The organism is Flavobacterium cyclinae (assembly GCF_021172145.1).
Classification (GTDB): Bacteria; Bacteroidota; Bacteroidia; order Flavobacteriales; family Flavobacteriaceae; genus Flavobacterium; species Flavobacterium cyclinae.
In genome coordinates, this window is record NZ_CP089095.1 from 1855770 (window position 1) to 1873907 (window position 18138).

The 18138-nt window shown below is 30.5% G+C and carries 20 protein-coding genes; 10 read left to right on the forward strand and 10 right to left on the reverse strand.

Features of this window, described 5'->3' with window-relative positions; all coding sequences use genetic code 11:
* Positions 1-114: 114 nt before the first annotated feature.
* Together LOS86_RS08675 and LOS86_RS08680 are read left to right on the forward strand one after the other, a co-directional pair.
* Positions 115-675, forward strand: a complete 561-nt coding sequence (locus tag LOS86_RS08675; protein WP_231841712.1) for a DUF6642 family protein — start codon at positions 115-117, stop codon at positions 673-675.
* Between the two features lie 85 nt (positions 676-760).
* Positions 761-2797 carry a M48 family metalloprotease gene (locus LOS86_RS08680; protein WP_231841713.1) on the forward strand — a complete coding sequence of 679 codons (2037 nt, stop codon included), beginning with the start codon at positions 761-763 and terminating at the stop codon, positions 2795-2797.
* Positions 2798-2853: 56 nt separating this feature from the next.
* On the opposite strand, the gene LOS86_RS08685 is transcribed toward LOS86_RS08680, so the two are convergent.
* The gene (locus LOS86_RS08685; protein ID WP_231841714.1) at positions 2854-4227 is read right to left on the reverse strand and encodes a hypothetical protein; all 1374 of its coding nucleotides are present in this window, start codon (positions 4225-4227) and stop codon (positions 2854-2856) included.
* A 140-nt stretch (positions 4228-4367) separates the two neighbouring features.
* Here LOS86_RS08685 and LOS86_RS08690 point away from each other — a divergent pair, with 140 nt between their 5' ends.
* Both LOS86_RS08690 and LOS86_RS08695 read left to right on the forward strand, forming a co-directional pair.
* Positions 4368-6008, forward strand: a complete 1641-nt coding sequence (locus LOS86_RS08690; RefSeq protein WP_231841715.1) for a tetratricopeptide repeat-containing sensor histidine kinase — start codon at positions 4368-4370, stop codon at positions 6006-6008.
* Between the two features lie 2 nt (positions 6009-6010).
* A complete protein-coding gene (locus tag LOS86_RS08695) occupies positions 6011-6676 on the forward strand; it encodes a response regulator (RefSeq protein ID WP_231841716.1) in 666 nt (221 codons plus the stop codon).
* A 5-nt stretch (positions 6677-6681) separates the two neighbouring features.
* Here the strand turns inward: LOS86_RS08695 and ytxJ are convergent, their stop codons facing one another.
* The 6 genes from ytxJ to LOS86_RS08725 form a co-directional block, all read right to left on the reverse strand.
* On the reverse strand, positions 6682-7017 hold the full coding sequence (ytxJ, locus tag LOS86_RS08700) for a bacillithiol system redox-active protein YtxJ (protein WP_231841717.1): 336 nt from the start codon (positions 7015-7017) through the stop codon (positions 6682-6684).
* Between the two features lie 237 nt (positions 7018-7254).
* The gene (locus tag LOS86_RS08705) at positions 7255-8814 is read right to left on the reverse strand and encodes a protein adenylyltransferase SelO (RefSeq protein ID WP_231841718.1); all 1560 of its coding nucleotides are present in this window, start codon (positions 8812-8814) and stop codon (positions 7255-7257) included.
* Between the two features lies 1 nt (position 8815).
* Positions 8816-9574, reverse strand: coding sequence for a peroxide stress protein YaaA (yaaA, locus tag LOS86_RS08710; protein WP_231841719.1), 759 nt, complete (start codon positions 9572-9574; stop codon positions 8816-8818).
* A 131-nt stretch (positions 9575-9705) separates the two neighbouring features.
* The gene (locus LOS86_RS08715; RefSeq protein WP_231841720.1) at positions 9706-9972 is read right to left on the reverse strand and encodes a heavy-metal-associated domain-containing protein; all 267 of its coding nucleotides are present in this window, start codon (positions 9970-9972) and stop codon (positions 9706-9708) included.
* 77 nt (positions 9973-10049) lie between these two features.
* Positions 10050-10463, reverse strand: a complete 414-nt coding sequence (locus LOS86_RS08720; RefSeq protein WP_231841721.1) for a DUF6691 family protein — start codon at positions 10461-10463, stop codon at positions 10050-10052.
* Between the two features lie 2 nt (positions 10464-10465).
* Entirely contained in the window at positions 10466-11032 is a 567-nt protein-coding gene (locus tag LOS86_RS08725) for a YeeE/YedE family protein (RefSeq protein WP_231841722.1), read from the reverse strand.
* A gap of 96 nt (positions 11033-11128) precedes the next feature.
* On the opposite strand from LOS86_RS08725, the gene LOS86_RS08730 reads away from it, so the two are divergent.
* The 4 genes from LOS86_RS08730 (at position 11129) to LOS86_RS08745 (ending at position 13862) form a co-directional block, all read left to right on the forward strand.
* On the forward strand, positions 11129-11623 hold the full coding sequence (locus tag LOS86_RS08730) for a DUF4199 domain-containing protein (protein ID WP_231841723.1): 495 nt from the start codon (positions 11129-11131) through the stop codon (positions 11621-11623).
* Position 11624: 1 nt separating this feature from the next.
* Complete coding sequence (locus LOS86_RS08735; RefSeq protein ID WP_231841724.1) at positions 11625-12074, forward strand: 2-dehydro-3-deoxyphosphooctonate aldolase; 450 nt, start codon at positions 11625-11627, stop codon at positions 12072-12074.
* 104 nt (positions 12075-12178) lie between these two features.
* Positions 12179-12997 (forward strand): 3-deoxy-8-phosphooctulonate synthase, encoded by an 819-nt coding sequence (gene kdsA / locus LOS86_RS08740; RefSeq protein ID WP_231841725.1) that lies wholly within the window; start codon positions 12179-12181, stop codon positions 12995-12997.
* A 19-nt stretch (positions 12998-13016) separates the two neighbouring features.
* Positions 13017-13862, forward strand: coding sequence for a hypothetical protein (locus tag LOS86_RS08745; RefSeq protein ID WP_231841726.1), 846 nt, complete (start codon positions 13017-13019; stop codon positions 13860-13862).
* Between the two features lie 35 nt (positions 13863-13897).
* Here the strand turns inward: LOS86_RS08745 and bcp are convergent, their stop codons facing one another.
* Positions 13898-14350 carry a thioredoxin-dependent thiol peroxidase gene (gene bcp, locus LOS86_RS08750; RefSeq protein WP_231841727.1) on the reverse strand — a complete coding sequence of 151 codons (453 nt, stop codon included), beginning with the start codon at positions 14348-14350 and terminating at the stop codon, positions 13898-13900.
* Positions 14351-14413: 63 nt separating this feature from the next.
* On the opposite strand from bcp, the gene LOS86_RS08755 reads away from it, so the two are divergent.
* Both LOS86_RS08755 and LOS86_RS08760 read left to right on the forward strand, forming a co-directional pair.
* Positions 14414-15061 (forward strand): endonuclease III domain-containing protein, encoded by a 648-nt coding sequence (locus tag LOS86_RS08755; protein ID WP_231841728.1) that lies wholly within the window; start codon positions 14414-14416, stop codon positions 15059-15061.
* Complete coding sequence (locus tag LOS86_RS08760; protein ID WP_231841729.1) at positions 15062-15412, forward strand: DUF2200 domain-containing protein; 351 nt, start codon at positions 15062-15064, stop codon at positions 15410-15412.
* 227 nt (positions 15413-15639) lie between these two features.
* Here LOS86_RS08760 and LOS86_RS08765 read toward each other — a convergent pair whose 3' ends face one another.
* Both LOS86_RS08765 and LOS86_RS13675 read right to left on the reverse strand, forming a co-directional pair.
* The gene (locus LOS86_RS08765; RefSeq protein WP_231841730.1) at positions 15640-16224 is read right to left on the reverse strand and encodes an RNA polymerase sigma factor; all 585 of its coding nucleotides are present in this window, start codon (positions 16222-16224) and stop codon (positions 15640-15642) included.
* Between the two features lie 208 nt (positions 16225-16432).
* Positions 16433-18130, reverse strand: a complete 1698-nt coding sequence (locus LOS86_RS13675) for a family 16 glycosylhydrolase (protein ID WP_309508757.1) — start codon at positions 18128-18130, stop codon at positions 16433-16435.
* Positions 18131-18138: the final 8 nt, after the last annotated feature.

An 18138-nucleotide genomic window follows, 5' to 3' on the forward strand; every position in this document is an offset into this window, starting at 1 on the left:
GTAAAAGTGATGAATTAGAAAAATTAAATAGATTGAATATTATTGAAAAACTATTACCTTGCTTATTATTAAATATCTTGTAAATATTTTACATATAATATATCTGTAAAAAATATGCATTCTAACACCAAACTATTTTGTTTAGAAACCGTTTCTGATGTTATTTCTCAAACTAACAGCAGTACTATTTTACCTTCTTTAGAAAAATTAGCCATTCAATACAACATAACTAATATATACCAAACGTGTGATAGTATTGAAGGATTAGAAGAAAGTTTATCTACACTACTTTATGAAGATCGATACTTTAAAGATTATGAAATCTTATATTTTGTATTTCAAGGAAGTAACAATAATATTATCATTGACAATTATTTATATAGTTTAGAAGAAATTGCCGAATTCTTTGAAGGTAAACTAATTAATAAACGAATTCATTTTGCTAATACCTTTCAACTAAACTTAGATACCGAAACTGCTCAGTATTTTTTAGATGTTACAGGTGCCATTTCCGTATCTGGTTATAGTAACACAGCGCCAATACTTAGCACTATTATAGATAATTTATTCTTTGCTTTATGTTATGAATATGACGATGTTCATGATATAGTTGAAGTATTATTAGAAAAGCATTATACCTTAGCAAAAGGAATGGGATTTACTTTGTATCATTAGGAAACAAATTTTTGTAAGAAATTTTATTTCTATTCAATAATTTTCCCAAATAAATTCCATATTTGTAATTCAATTTTTCTTAATTATGGACATTCAAATTTCGCCTGAATTTAAAAAACAAACAAGTAAAGCTATAATAGCAATTGTACTTTTTATATTAGTTTATTTGCTATTAATAGTATTAGGTTTTTTAATCACAATTGCTTGTATTGCCGGTGGTATAACAATAATTGTAGCAAGACCCATGTTTATTACTCTAGCATTAGGAATTGGTTTAGCGAGCTTGGGTGTCATGATTATCATATTTTTATTCAAATTTCTTTTCAAAAGAAACAAAACAGATTTATCTAAATTTACCGAAGTAAAACGTTCTCAAGAACCCAAATTATTTGCATTTATTGATGAAATTGTTGCAGAAACAAATACCAATTTTCCAAAAAAAGTATTTCTTTCTACAGAAGTAAATGCCAGTGTGTTCTATGATTCTAATTTTTGGAGTATGTTCTTGCCTATAAAAAAGAACTTACATATAGGAATGGGATTAGTAAATAGTGTAACACATGATGAACTAAAAGCCATTTTAGCTCATGAATTTGGACATTTTTCGCAAAGAACAATGAAAGTTGGCAGTTTTGTTTACAATGTAAATCAAATTATTTACAACATGCTGTATGACAATGATTCTTATGGAAATTTAATCCAAAAATGGGCCAATATAAGTGGTTACTTTTCCATATTTGTAGCAGCTGCAGTAAAAATCATACAAGGAATTCAGTGGATACTTCAAAAAATGTATGGCATAGTAAATAAAAACTACATGGCATTATCTAGAGAAATGGAATTTCATGCCGATGAAGTTGCAGCAAATGTAACTGGTTATTTGCCATTAAAAACTTCATTATTACGTATGGATTTAGCCGATAAAAGTTATAATAGTGTTTTAGAATTTTATGAAAGTAAATACAATGAGGGTTGGATTAGTGAAAACATATTTAAAGAACACTCTTTCATTATGAACTTTTACGCTAAAAAACAAGGTATTTCAATTATAGATCAATTACCAGAAGTTAAACCTGAAAATACTAACTTTTTCAATACCTCAAAACTGGTAATTAAAAACCAATGGGCATCGCATCCTGAAATGGATGAACGTATTGCAGCACTAGAAAAAATTGGAATTGTAAAAACTAATCCAAATATTGAACCAGCAAGTAACATATTTGTTAATGCAATTGATACGGAAGAAAAATTAACTCAAAAATTATTTGGTAATGTAAATTACACATCAGAAAGTATTACTATAAACTTTGAAAAATTTAAAGAACAATTTGAAGCAGATTATATAAAAGAAAGTTTTGATGAAGTCTTTAAAGGATACTACAACCAACATAGTCCAACAAATTTTTCAATGGTAAATACTACTACATCAACGGATTCATTTGATAATTTATTTAACGATGAAGTAGCTAATATTCCAAGAGAATTAGCAAATGCACAACAAGATATAATGATACTTCAAGGCATTAAAGAAGGCAATTACGATATTAATACTTTTGATTATGAAGGAGTAAAATATAGTAAAAATGAAGTTACTAAGGCTATTCAAAAAATAGAAGAAGAAATAAAAAAACTCCAAGAAAAACTAAAACTTCATGATCAAAATATTTATGATTATTTTCATACAATAGCCTCTCAAAAAAACAAAAAACTTGAATTTGAGTCAGTTACCAAAAAATATCTGAGTTTTGACAAAAATTTTGATGAAAATTTTGAATTACACAGCAAAATATCAAATGCATTAGAATTCATTAGTAAAGAAACACCTTATGAAATAATAAGAGAACATTTTGAAACATTTCGTCCTTTAGAAAAAAGATTAAAAGAGGAACTCAATAAACTTATAAATTTAAGTGTTTATCAAAACGAATCAAATCCTGAATTATTGAAAGAAATCGAATCCTTTACAAATGAATATTTAAGCTATTTTGTGGGGAAAGAATACAAAGATGATCAATTACAAATTTTGTTTAAAATGATTCATTCTTTTCAATTTTTGAACCAAAGAATTTTCTTTTTACACAAAAAAGAATGGCTTGATTATCAATTACAATTATTAGCTTAACTTAAATTTTCCCCAAAATTACAAATTGTATTTGGGGAAAATCTAACTAAGAATGCTTAACTCTTAAATAACACATTCATTATGTCTTCGTAAGTTTTTAATTCCTTTGGATGAACTCTCATTTTTAATTTCACTTTACCTGAAAGCTCTTTTAATGCTTTAAAATCTTCAATTGTAAAATAAGCTAATTTATTAGTTTTAGTTAATCCCCATAATATGTTTTGACTTTCAGGATTAAAATGAATTGAATTTGTGTAACGATACAAAGCATTCTTCCCAATTTCTACTAATACAACTTGTTTTAAGTCAAGTTTATTACCATTTTCATCTAAATAAACTACTTCAATGTTTGCTCCTTTTGGATACGAATGAGGATAATCTAGGTTTACTAAACCAAATTGATTAATTTCCAATGTTCGTAATATTTTATTATTACCTGTTAGTTTTTCTATTTCATTTTTATCAATGAAGAAATTATATTCTTTGACTTTTTTATCATAAATCTCCCAAACATCATTAATTCTTTTTCGTTCTTTCTCTAATTTTGAAATTAATTTAGCATATTTTTTTTGATAATTTGTTAAGGCTTTAGAATATTGAACTTTATCTTTAAAACTCAAATAACAAATACATGATGATTTTGTTGTATCAGATATTTTTCCCCATGGTACAAAAGTTACTTTATATGTGCCATTTTTTAAATCTTCAACCAAAATATCTTTTGTAAAATTAAATCCGCATTTTTTTCCATCAACAGGCTCAAACCATACATCTTTATATTCTTCTAATTTATCTTTTTCATTTAAATCATCAAATACTTGAAAAGCAAATTTTCCTGCTTCTTTAGGAGGAATTGGTGCTTCTGGCAATTGTGATATCTCTTCTGTTTTTGATGTTGAAATTATTTGATCTTTACCTAATTCATGCCAAGAATTAGTATTTGGATCTAAATCATAACGATTAAATTTTGGATCTTTTGTAAAACTCACAGCTGCAACTTTTATTTTATTTTCTGGATTTACCTGAACTAAATTACCCTTATTTGTAGCAGTAATTTCAAACATTCCTGCTGATTCAAATACCAATTCTTCCCCATTTGAATTGGTGAAATTCATAGGAATTCCCGCTAAATAAATTTCCAAAGGATTAGAAAACATTCTAAATTTTAAGTCAACCGGACTTGTAATTACATTGCCACTTTCATCTAAGAAAGCTTCTTTAGGAATCGTGATTATTGAACCTGATTTATGATAAATCACAGTGTCTTTTTGTGGTAAAATTTGAAATTCATCTGCAATTATATCTGCAGCAGGAATGGGTGGAACTAATTGCTCCTTTGTTGTTTGAAGTTTACTTTCTTTTTCATTTTCTTTACAAGAAAAGTAACTCATTGATATTAATACCAAGAGTAAATAATGTAGGTTTTTCATAATAACTAAAATTTGGTTACTATTAAAAACGTTAATAAATTACAATTAGTACAAAACATTTAGAAATTCTACATTCTAAAACAAAAAATTCAAGATTAAATCAAAAATTACTACTTTAGTCTTTCCTTAGAAACAAAAAAATGTACCTAAAAAAACAACTACTATTTTTTCTTTTTTGTACTCTAATTTCTTGTAAAAATCAAGAAGAAAACCCACCATTAGATAGTAGTTTAGAAAAAGCCGAACAACTTTACTCTAATAAAGAATTTAGAAAAGCATATTATCATTACAACCAATCTTTTCTATACAATCAAAATGAAAATAATACAAAAAGGGCGGTTTACAACTTATTAAGAATGGCACACATTGAAAGTATTGAATGTGATTACATTGGAAGTGAAGCAACTACCACACAGGCAATTCAATTGTTTAACAAAAGTATTCCTGTTGCCTATCAAACTAATGCATATACTTCTTTAGGGTTAAATTATTTGCATCTTGCAAATTATGAAGAAGCTCATAAGATGTTTAAAAAATCAATGCAAATTACAGATGATTCCCTTACTGTTTATATTGCAAAAAATAATATTGCCTATTCTTATATTAAGCAAAAAGAATATAAAAAAGCCATTTACCTTTTATCTGAAGTAGAAAATGAGAAAGTACTACAAGATTCGCCATTAGATTTTGCTCGCGTTTTAGATAACAAAGGAATTGCATTGTTTCATTTAAATGATTTATCTGCTCTATCTTATCTACAAAAAGCTAAAGCAATTAGAGAAGCCAATAACGACAATTCGCAAATTGTTTCATCGTATGTTCACTTAGCAGAATATCACCAAAATAAAGATGTTAAAACGGCTAAACTTTGGGCTGAAAAAGCCTATCATGCAGCAACCAAAGCTTTTATTCCCGATGACCGATTAGAAGCTCTAAACCTTTTATTTACAACTACAACAAACAACAACCTAAAAAACGAATATCACCATACTTATATTCATATTAATGATAGCTTACAAAAGGCAAGACAACAAGCTAAAAACCAATTTGCAAAAATCAAATATGATTCTGAAAAAGCTGAAAATGAGAAAACTGCTTATCAATATAAAATGTATGCTTTTATCGCCTTACTGATATTAAGTATCGCTATTTTCATTTTGCTTTATCGTTTAACCATTCAAAAAAACAAACGTAAAATTTTAGAAACTCAATATGCCACAGAGACTAAAATTGCCAAACGCTTGCATGACGAATTGGCTAATGATGTACACAATACTATAGCTTTTGCCGAAACCCAAAACTTAGAAAACGAACAAAACAAAGAAACTTTATTGGAAAATTTAGATACTATTTACCAACGTGCGCGCAACATTTCCAATGAAAACAAACAAATCAATACTGGAGAAGCTTATGTAGAGCAATTGAAGCACATGATTCATTCCTATAGTTCAGAAAAAATAAATGTGATATTAAATACTGCAGCATTACATGATATTCAATTAAAAGAAGAAGTCAAAATTGCTTTATATCGCGTATTGCAGGAACTCATGGTTAACATGAAAAAACACAGCGAATCTACTTTAGTTGCAATAGCATTTAAAAACCTTCCCACAACAATAGAAATTACCTATTCGGATAATGGAAAAGGCGTAGAAAATCAATTACAAGTAAAAAATGGTTTACAAAATGTGGAAAACCGCATTTTTTCTATCAACGGAAACCTTACTTTTGAAACAGAACCTAATAAAGGGTTTAAAGTAAAATTTTCAATTCCGAAATAAATATGTTTACAAAAGTATTAATAGCCGAAGATTTTGACAGCATTAACATAGCGTTAATTCAAACCCTAGAAAGTATGGGCGTTACGAAAATTGAACACGCTAAATATTGTGATGATGCCTTATTGAAAGCAAAAAAAGCACTACAAGACAAAGCTCCATTTGATTTATTGATAAGCGATTTATCATTTGAAACAGATTACAGAACTGTAGCTTTGAAAAATGGAGAAGCCTTAATTGCTGCAGTGAGACAAATTCAACCCTCGCTACCTGTTTTAGTTTATACTGTAGAAGATAAATCTTTTGTAATCAAATCATTAGTAGAAGACTTAAAGGTAAATGCTTTTGTTCATAAAGGTCGTAACAGCATCAGCCAACTTAAAACTGCCATGGAAACTATACTTTTTGGAGGCACTTTTATATCACAAAACTTGGCTCATGCTTTAAAAGAAAACACATTTAATGAAATTGAAGATTATGATATTCAGATTTTAAAGCATTTATCAGATGGTGTTACCATAGAAGAAATGGAACATTTATTTAAGAATAAAGACATTAAACCCAATAGTAAAAGTTATATTGAGAAACGTATCAGTAAACTTAAAGACATCTTTAAAGCCAAAACAACCATACATTTAGTTTCACTATCAAAGGACTTGGGCATTATTTAAAAAAACTACAAATACTTCGCAATTTCTTCCGCCTGTATACTATGATGGGAAACACGATATACCACTACCCCATCTTTCAACACAATGATCTGTGGCGATTGGTGAATCACATTTAATTCATCGGCAATAAAATTAGAGACACTTCTATAGGATAGCAAATCCAAATAATTAAAATCGGCTTTAGCAATTAACACATCATTTCCACTAACCAAGCGTTCCTTCGCATAAGCACTAATACCACAAGTCACACTGTCTTTAAAGATGATTTGCGGTTTTTCATTTGATTTTTCAACAATTTCTCTTACCTGTTGTTCAGTAGTAATGGGATTCCAGTTTTTCATATTTTATATTTTTTTTTTTAACACATAGACACATAAGTCTATATTTTATGTTGATTTTAGGCGTTTCACTTTTCATAGTACACACAAACTATCCGTATAGTTTGTCATGCTGTCAAGCATCTCTTTTATGAACTTAATTATCCGAAACAATACACTTCTTTTTTCTTATATGTTATATGTTTAAATTAACCTTTGTGTGACTTTGTGAATACATTGTGCAACTTAGTGCTACTAAAACTAAGAACTACAAGACAACATCGAACACCCTACTTTATTTCGCGCCCAATCAGGTCGCTTTGCAAACCATTTTTCATTTTCTGGCTGCTCATCGTAAGGTTTTTTCAGTAACTCATGAAGTTCGTTTATCAAAGAATAATCTTCCTTCTCTGCGGCTTCAATAGCCAATTGAGCCATGTAATTGCGTAATACATATTTCGGATTTACTTGATTCATTTTAGCTTTTCTATCAGCATCCGAAAGCGATTCATCATTTAACTTTTGCAAATAACGTTCCATCAAATTCATCCAATTCGTTTTCAATGTAGCTACCAAAGCTTCAGGCTTATAAAACGCATATTCTATTTTCGATATCGCTATTTCTGGTGTATCTGATTTTAATATATTAGCTAAGTTGCGATAGAAAATCGTCATATCCGTTTCAGAAGCGGTTAACAACGTAGTCAACTCATCTTGGAAATCGGTATCATATTCTGATGTTAAACCCAATTTCTCTTGCATCATAACAGGAAACTTCGCATCAAAACGATGACTATAACTATTCAAAATAGCCTCCATTGCTGGAACATCTTCAATCAAAGGATACAATGCATTTCCTAACTGAATCAAATTCCACAACGCAATATCAGGTTGGTTTCTAAAACGGTATCTTCTACCTTCTGCATCGGTAGTATTTGGAGTCCAATCGGGATTATAATCTTCTAACCATCCATACGGACCGTAATCAATCGTAAGTCCTAAAATCGACATATTATCGGTATTCATTACCCCGTGAACAAAACCCACGCGTTGCCATTCCAAAATCATATCCACCGTTCGATTCACCACCTCTTGATAAAAAGCCAAATACTTCTCTTTACCAATTAAGGTAATTTCGGGATAAAAATAGTGAATGGTATAATCTGCTAAAGCTTGTAAATTCAGAATATCTTTTCGAGCTGCTAACAATTCGAAATTCCCAAAACGAATAAAAGAAGGCGCTACTCTGCATACTACCGCTCCATCTTCATAAGCAGGATTTCCGTTGTATAAAATATCGCGCAACACCTTATCGCCTGTACTTACCAAAGACAACGAACGCGTTGTAGGAACACCCAAATGAAACATCGCCTCACTACACAAATGCTCCCGAATAGAAGAACGCAACACTGCCAAACCATCAGCATTTCGAGAATATGGCGTTTCCCCTGCTCCTTTTAACTGTAATGCCCAACGTTGATTATTATTTACTACTTCAAACAAATTAATCGCTCTTCCGTCACCTAATTGACCTGCCCAATTCCCAAATTGGTGACCGGCATACGCCATAGCATAAGGTTGGGTTTCAGGATATACTTTACTTCCTGAAATTAATTCCAAAAAATCATTTGAAGCCACATCTTCTTTTGATAATCCTATCAAATCTGCTACCTCAGCCGAAAAATGAAGTAATTTAGGACTACTTGGAACTCGTGGCGTTACATAAGAAAAACAAGCTCCAAAAACTTGTCTTCTGTTGTTAGAAGTTTCAGCATCAGCTGGAAGTTGCTTGTTAAATGTATCGTTTAGATGTAATTTCATGTTATCGGGTAAAGACTAAGGTGTTCCCTTTTGACAAATTAGCATCAAAAGCATACCCTTCGTAATTGAATTTTTTTAAATCATCAATCGTTTCAGTATTGGTATCAATAATGTATCGTACCATTAAGCCTCTTGCTTTTTTAGCAAAGAAACTAATCATCTTTAGTTTTCCATCTTTATAATCCTTAAATTCTGGAGTAATAACTGGTACTTTTAAAGCTTTAGCATCAACTGCAGAAAAATACTCATTACTTGCTAGATTTAAAAATAATTCATTCGGCTGCAATTCGTCATTTAGTGCTTTCGTTAGTTTCTTTTTCCAAAACTCGTACAAATTTTTTTTCGTACCAATTGGTAAAGAAGTTCCCATTTCTAAGCGATACGGTTGCATCAAATCTAGTGGTTTTAATATACCATACAAACCTGACAGAATGCGTAATTTATCTTGTAAAATCTGCATTTTATCTTCTGAAATCGTATAAGAATCTAATCCAGTGTATACATCACCATCAAAAGCATATACAGCCGGACGTGCATTTTCAGGCGTAAAAGGTAATGACCAATTTTGATTGCGTTCCCAATTCAAATCAGCCAACTTTTCTGAAATATCCATCAACTCCATTAACTGTTTTGGTTTTTTCTTTTTTAATGTTTTTTGAATGGTTTCCGCTTCTTTTAAAAATGAACTTTCAGTAAAATTTTGGGAAGGAAGTGGCGATTCAAAATTTAAAGATTTGGCTGGTGAGATAACAATTTTCATAACAATAATAGGGTATTTAACTTACACTTTCAAAAATACGAAAATATGAGCAAATGAAATTTAACAAACCATAAATAATACTTATGATACCATTACAAATAAAAACTCCCGAAATAATTCGGGAGAGCATACTAAGACATTTTTCCAATAGCGCAACTCACATACGATTTTGCTTTTGAACCTAGTGTATTGGCTTCACCATCTTCGGGATAACCTAATGATTTCAATTTATTTTTTACTTCTTCTACTTGTTCTTCTTTGTCATAAGAAAAAGTAATGGTGCTTTCTTCGACATTAACAAGTACATTTTGTATAGCTTCAATTGAAGAAATTCCTTTAGAAATAGTATTGGCACAGCCACCACACTTTAAATTTTGTATATGAATTGTAGTTTCCATCGATATTAAATTTATATTAACAAATTTACTAATTTCAAATGGAAATGATAGGTAACAAAAGTTACTTTAACTTAATTTTAATGTGGTAATTTATCTTTTACTAAACCGTAAATATAAGTACCTAACAAAGCTCCAATTAAAACTACAGCAATTGCATAGGTTCCAGTTCCAAGTAAAATAAATATTGGACCTGGACAACAACCTACTATTGCCCATCCTAAACCAAACAAAGTTCCTCCAATAATGTAACGCCAAAATCCACGTTCTTTTTCAATGATTGTAATGGGAAAACCATTGTAGTCTTTGATTTTTAATTTTTTGAACAATTGAAGTCCAATAATCCCTGTAACCAAAGCTACTCCAATGATTCCAAACATATGAAAAGATTGAAATTGAAACATTTCGTAAATACGATACCACGATACCGCTTCCGCCTTTGTTAAAACAATCCCAAAGAAAATACCGGTTAAAAAAAATCGAGCTAATTTCATGATTATATTGTTTTAAAAATTAGAGGTAAAATAAAATGAGCCATTGTTAATCCGCCAATAAAAAATCCGATTACGGCTACTAAAGAAGGTAATTGAAAATTACTCAAACCTGAAATGGCATGTCCAGAAGTGCAACCACCAGCATAACGAGTTCCAAAACCAATTAATAACCCTCCTATCAATAAAATAGCAAAACCTTTAGGCGATTGCAACGTTTCTACACTAAAAATTGTGTCAGGCATTAATTTTCCATTTGGAGCATCAATACCTAAGATTTGTAATTGTGAAACTGTATCGGGATTAAGATTAACGCCACTTCCGTTAGAAAGAAAATAAAAAGCGATAAATCCTCCAAAAAAAGCGCCTAAAACAACGGCTAAACTCCATTTTTGCTCTCGCCAATCCAACTTAAAAAAATCACTAAACTTCCCTGCTCCTGCCATTGTACATAAGGTACGAAGATTGGATGACATCCCAAAAGATTTCCCAAAATAAGTCAGTAGTAGCATTGTTATTCCAATTAAAAAACCAGAAATAGCCCAATGCCAAGTTCCATAAATATATTCCATTTTATTGCAATTTTGTGCAAAAATAGAAATTATAGATGGGTTATGGTAACTTATATGACTATTTTGGCTAATTTTGAACAGCAAATTTGTAAAACAATGAAAAAATTTAAAATTGAATTTAAGTGGTCTATCATTATATCCTTTATATATTTAGCTTGGATGACATTAGAAAAACAATTAGGATTTCATGATGATAAATTAAAATGGCAAATTCTATTTAATCTTCTTATTGTATTTCCCAATTTTGTTCTGTACTATTTAGCATTAATTGATAAAAAGAAAAACTATTACAATGGAATTATGAATTGGAGACAAGGATTTATTTCTGGAGTCGTAATTTCATTTATCATTGTTCTTTTATCACCTATCATTCAATTCATAACTCACGAATTTATTACACCATTATTCTTTGAAAAAATGATTTCCTTATCAGTAGAAAGTAAAAGAATGACTTTAGAACAAGCTCAAAATTATTTTAATTTAACAGCCTACATTTGGCAAAGTATTTCTGGTGGATTATCATTTGGAGTAGTAATTGGCGCGATTATTGCTTACTTTTTAAAACCAAAAGAACTAAAAAACACCTTGTAAAATGAAACATTTATTTTCTATTGCTATAGTTATACTTTTAACAAGTTGTGTGAGTACTAAATCAACTTTAAAAAACGTAGATCCTACGGCAATTCGCCCTTTGGTTAAAGATAAAGCTTATGTCATAACTGAATATGCCACAGATGGCAAATATGGATATGATCCAGATTATCCTATTAACATTGGTAATATTAGAGAAAATCAAGAAGATATCAATATTGCCTATTATTTTAATGGTTTAGAAGGTCCAAAAGGAGAAAAAATCTCATTTAAAAAAGTAGATACGTGTTGCCCTTTTCCTTCAAAAAACACTACAATGGGAGCTGGTACATTAGGAATTTACGAGGTTACTTTTGAGGGAAATGATAAAAAGACAATGCTTTACTTCAATATTTACGAAAAAGGTAAAATTTTATGTCCAAAGGGTTTTACCATAAAAAAACTACTGTAATCAATAATTAAAACTTTTTTACTTATAAGTAACATATGTAACCTTTTCAACTGCTGTAGAAAAGGTTTTTATTTTTATCTTTGCAACTTCAAAATCAACACAAAATGAATTTAAAAAACATTCCACAAATAAAACATACCGATAGCGGCAACTTTTTTCTATTAGCTGGACCTTGTGCCATTGAAGGAGAAGAAATGGCTATGCGAATTGCTGAAAAAATTGTAACGGTTACTGATAAATTAGAAATTCCTTATGTCTTTAAAGGTTCTTTTAAAAAAGCAAACCGTTCAAGAGTAGATAGTTTTACTGGAATTGGAGATGAAAAAGCTTTAAAAATTTTACAAAAAGTATCAAAAGAGTTTGGCGTACCTACGGTTACTGATATTCACACTAACGAAGATGCGGAAATGGCGGCTGCTTATGTGGATGTTTTGCAAATTCCTGCCTTCTTAGTTCGTCAAACTGATTTAGTAGTAGCAGCTGCTAATACAGGAAAAACGGTAAACTTAAAGAAAGGACAATTCATGAGTCCAGAAAGTATGAAACATGCCGTTCAAAAAGTTTTAGATAGCAATAACCAAAATGTTATGGTTACCGATAGAGGTACCATGTTTGGTTATCAAGACATGATAGTAGATTTTAGAGGAATTCCAACCATGCAACAATATGCTTCTACGGTTTTGGACGTTACACATTCGTTACAACAACCTAACCAAATGACAGGTGTTACTGGTGGTCGTCCGGATATGATTGAAACTATCGCTAAAGCCGGAATTGCTGTTGGGGTTGATGGTATTTTTATTGAAACTCATTTTGATCCTGCAAATGCCAAAAGTGATGGTGCCAACATGTTACATTTAGACTATTTTGAAAGTTTAATGACAAAGCTTGTTGCTATCAGAAAAACTGTTAATCAATTCTAATTACATATTTTTTATTTTAATGAAACATCCATTTTTAATGGCTGTACTAACTTTTTGTGTTTTTTCACAGTACACCTTTTCGCAAGAAACAGTCGAAAATCCTGAAAAATACACAGCACACAACAAAGGAAAATTTTATATTTTTTGGGGAGGTAATCGCGAATCATACTCTAAATCAGATGTTCGATTTAAAGGGGCAGATTACGACTTTACTTTGTATGATATTCAAGCGCATGACAAACCTAAAGGATTTCATTTGGATTACTTTAATCCGTTACGAATGACTATTCCTCAAACCAATGTAAGAATTGGGTATTTTATTTCAGACCATTACAATATTTCCATTGGATTAGATCATATGAAATATGTAATGTATAATGACAGACGTGTTAGCTATTCTGGATATTATCCAAATGCTGGTACTTATGGCGAAAATCCGACTGGAAACGAATTAACGCTAACCGAAGATTTTTTATTATTTGAACATACGGATGGTTTAAATTACATTAATACAGAAATTGCTAGAGTAGATGATATTTCAAAGCTATTTGGAATTCGTAACACAGATAAATTTCAAATTAACCTTACAGAAGGATTTGGAGGAGGATTTTTATATCCAAAAACAAACACTACCCTATTAGGGAAAGAACGTCATGATGATTTTAATGTTGCAGGATTTGGTTTAGGTGCAAAAGTGGGGTTAAACTTTACTTTTTTCAAATACTTTTTCATTCAAACCGAATTAAAAGGAGGTTACATTGAAATGAATAATATCAGAACCACAAAAGATACAGCAGATTCAGCCGAACAAAATTTTTGGTTCCTACAAAGAATCCTTACTATAGGAGGAATCTTTAGAATCTAAAGTAAAAAACTCGAAGTAATACTTCGAGTTTTTTTTTATTTTAAAATTTGGGCTGTGTGAGCTTTGGTTTTTACATCTGAAATTACTTCTTCTATAATTCCGTTTTCATCAATTACAAAGGTAGTTCGGTGAATTCCATCGTATTCTTTTCCCATGAATTTCTTTGGACCCCAAACACCAAAGGCTTGAATTACCGATTTATCTTCATCTGCTAATAATGGAAATGGTAAATCATATTTTTCAATAAACTTCGCTTGCGCTTTAGCACTATCCGCACTTACTCCTAACAAAGCATAATTGTTAGCTTTAAAGCGATCAAAATTGTCTCTTAAATCGCAAGCTTCTGCTGTACAACCTGGCGTACTTGCCTTTGGATAAAAGAAAACTACTAATTTCTTTCCCTGGTAATCTGCTAATGTATGTGTTGCACCATTTTGGTCTAAACCAGAAAAGTTTGGCGCTTTATCTCCTGCTTTTAATGTTGTCATTTTATTTTTAGTTTAAAAGTTTAAAGTTTAAATTTGTTTAAAGTTAAGCATAAAATTATAAAAATGACAAAGAGTGAAAAAGTAACATTTGTTATAAATACGTTAAATGAATTATATCCCGAAATTCCTATTCCCTTAGACCATAAAGATCCTTATACTTTACTTGTTGCGGTATTACTTTCTGCTCAATGTACCGATGTTCGTGTGAATCAAATTACGCCAATTTTGTTTGCGAAAGCAGATAATCCATATGATATGGTTAAAATGAGTGTAGAAGAAATCAAAGAGATTATTCGTCCTTGTGGATTATCTCCAATGAAATCAAAAGGAATTCACGGTTTATCAGAAATATTGATTGAAAAATACAACGGTGAAGTTCCTCAAAGTTTTGAAGCTTTAGAAGCTTTACCAGCAGTAGGACATAAAACGGCGAGTGTGGTTATGAGTCAAGCTTTTGGAGTTCCTGCTTTCCCGGTTGATACACATATTCATCGCTTGATGTATCGCTGGGGATTAACAAATGGCAAAAGTGTTCAACAAACTGAGAAAGATGCCAAACGTATTTTCCCAGAAGAATGTTGGAATGATTTACACTTGCAAATTATTTGGTACGGTCGTGAATATTCACCAGCTCGAGGATGGAATTTAGAAAAAGATATTATTACGAGAACCATTGGAAGAAAAAGTATTATTAATGAAATTAAAAAATAGATGGCATCAAGAAGTATTAATAAAATGATCTTTGCTGGAGTTTATCCTCATTATGTTGCTAAAGCAGAAAAGAAAAACCGTACAAAAGCTGAAGTTGATGAAATTATTTGTTGGTTAACAGGTTATACACTTGAAAGCCTTCAAAACCAAATTGATACAAAAGTAGATTTTGAAACCTTTTTTGAACAAGCGCCACAATTAAACGAAAACGTTTCTAAAATTACAGGTGTTATTTGTGGTTATCGTATTGAAGAAATTGAAGATCCTTTAATGAAAAAAGTTCGTTATTTAGACAAATTAATTGACGAATTAGCCAAAGGAAAAACAATGGATAAAATTTTAAGAAAATAAAAAATGCCTCAAATCTCTTTGAGGCATTTTCTTTAATTAGCGATGATTTCAAAATTAGAATTTCCCACTTTATGTATACTCAATGCTTTTGAATAATTAAGTATAAACGAAATCGTTTCTTTTTTAGGTTTCATTTTTTGAGTCACTAATTTACGTTTCGAGTAGAGTTTTGCCATATATGTTATTAGTATTATTAATTCAATAACGACAAAAAAATACTTTTAGTATTAGTTGGTCAAAATAATTTGATTTTTTTCAATTAATTTTCTCAAATTAATAACTGCATAACGCATTCTACCTAGAGCTGTATTAATGCTAACACCAGTTAAATCAGCAATTTCTTTAAAACTAAGATCTTGATACATGCGCATCATAAGTACTTCTTTTTGATCATCTGGAAGTTCATTTAATAATTTTACAATATCATTTTCTACTTGTTCAGATATCATTTGCCCTTCTATATTTAAACTATTATCCGTCATATAATTAAATATGGAAAACTCTTCAGTTTCACGTTGATAAGGCATTTTTTTAGCTTTTCTATAATGATCTACCACCAAATTATGAGCAATACGCATAACCCAAGGCAAAAATTTACCTTCTTCGTTATAGGATTGCGATTTTAGTGTTTTGATTACTTTGATAAACGTATCTTGAAAAATATCGTCAGATAAATCTCTATCGTTCACTTTAGAATAAATAAATCCGAAGATTTTTGATTGATGTCTTTCGATCAATGAAGCTAAAGCTGACTCATCGCCGCTTATATAATTTTTCACCAATACCGCATCTGGAAGTACAAGATTAGCCATAACAATACCTTTTAGTTAATTTAAGATTCGGGTTCTAAAAAGTATTTTTATTGTATAGGCAATCGTTTTTATGAGATTAATAAGTCAAATTTAACATAAAATTTAATTAAAAAACAAATTTTAATTAAAAATTTAACACTTTGAATGCAATAAAAAAAGAAAAATGCTTACAAAATTGGAATCTGAAAGCATTATGACTTGGAAGAAATTAATTTATAATAATTTTTCTAATTCCTTTTTTATGTTCAGAATATACTACCATAAGATATATTCCTTTAGACAAATTACTCACATCAATTTGATTTGTATTTTCAGATTGTGTTATAACTTTATTTCCAATAAGATTAAATATTTCAACAGTGTCTATTGAAAAATCAGAAGCAATAGAAATAAAATCATGAGAAGGATTTGTGAAAGTAAAATCAGTAAATGTATTTGTTTCTTGATGTAACGAACAATTATTTCCTACAACATAAGAAAAATAACGTGTTACTGACATGCCATTTGAATAAGCAAATTTAACTGCATAATTGATTGTTGCCCCCGGAATTTGACCCGTTAAAGTATAAGTAAATGTATTTCCTGAATCATTAGACATTGGAGTTTCTGCAAATGGTGTTTGTCTCCATAAATAAGCAACTACACCTATTTTATCTGTATCTAACAACTCAAATGTAACTTTTACAGAATTCGTTCCAAGGGTTTCAAAGGAATAAGTATAACCTGTTGAAAAAGCTCCTTGAGATGCCTCGTTACTAGTTCCTGAACATCCTACAAATCCTAAAGTGGTTGCATTTAATACAATGGCATTGTTAGCAGCATTATTACCCGTTGGATCGGAAGCTGCTATTGAAAAAGTATAATTGGTATTCGGAGTTAAATTTGGAACGATAACTGATTTTTGAACTCCAGAGGTACCAAATGTATTAATCGAATTGCTTCCATAATTAATATCATAATTTACAGTTCCAAAATTATCGGAAGCATTCAATAACAATTCGATAGAAGAACTTGTAATGTTTCCTATGGAAGCAGTAAAATTTGTAGGTGCTTGATTATCAACAGCAACATTTTGATAAACTCTAACATAATCAATCTCCATAGTAGCTTGTGTGAAATTACTAGGAATTGTTCCTGCAACACCACCCATAGCAATGTTCAACAACAAATATTGTTCGGCATTAAAAGGCCAAGTGGAAGCATTTTTGACCGTTGGATTGTAGGTATAAAAGGCAACACCATCAAGCAAGAATGTAATTTGATTAGGTGACCAATTCATAGAATACACATGAAAATCACTTCCTAAATTGTTTGCTATAGTTCCGCCATGATTTATTGTGCTTCCAAAAGAAGATGGTGTATGTATAGCACTTTGAACATATCCAGCAGGTTGCCATGAAGTAATTCCATGTTCCATAATGTCTATCTCTCCACAAGCAGGCCAAGAAGTTGTTCCATATGTAGATGAAAAATAGGCTCCTGGTTCTATAATATTCTTACCTAACATCCATAAAGCCGGCCACGTACCTTGATTAGTTGGTATTTTAGCACGAATGTCAACTCTACCATAAGTAAAAGCAAATTTAGAATTTAAACGAGCAGAAGAATATTGCTTAGTATATCCTTGACTAGTATAGACTTCTTTTTTAGCTACAATTTTAAGTACTCCATTTTCTACAAAAGAATTGGTTAATTCATTAGTATAATGCTGTTCTTCTCCATTGTACCAATTTCCACCTGGTGGTATTTGAGTTTGATGATGCCAATTTGAACTGTTGATTGCTCCATTTCCATCAAATTCATCAGACCAAACTAAATCAGAGTAAATTACATCTACTTGAGAGGTAATCTCTTGAAAATTCAAAAAACATAAGATGATGCCGATAACTTTTAGAAAATTTTGCACGTGTTGAT